The 255-nt window shown below is 44.3% G+C and carries 1 protein-coding gene; it reads right to left on the bottom strand.

Annotated elements, in window-relative coordinates; all coding sequences use genetic code 11:
• The coding region (locus J3S90_RS16255) for a hypothetical protein (protein ID WP_210646987.1) at positions 1-255 on the bottom strand (255 nt) is incomplete at both ends.

The following is a 255-nucleotide window of genomic DNA, read 5'->3' as shown; positions in this document are numbered from 1 at the left end:
TAACCGTGTAAGCCGTTCCTATCATACCGCCTGTTATGACTCCTGCTGCACTAACAGTTGGTCCTGCAGGTGAAAAATCATAAGTATTGGCTGCATTGTAATTCGTAAGAGTCATGCTTCCTGCAGCTGAACAAGTCGCTGCTGTTGTGCTAACTACTGGAGTTACTGGTGTAGCCAACTGTGTTAGGCTTATAACAGTAAAACTATTAGAAGCCGCTGAAATACATCCGGAAGCGTTAGTTGCTTTAACCGTGT

The sequence above is a fragment of the Flavobacterium flabelliforme genome (genome assembly GCF_017948675.1).
GTDB classification, from domain to species: Bacteria; Bacteroidota; Bacteroidia; order Flavobacteriales; family Flavobacteriaceae; genus Flavobacterium; species Flavobacterium pygoscelis.
The sequence above is the reverse complement of the archived record's forward strand: the minus strand, read 5'-3'. Positions and strand labels throughout refer to the sequence as shown.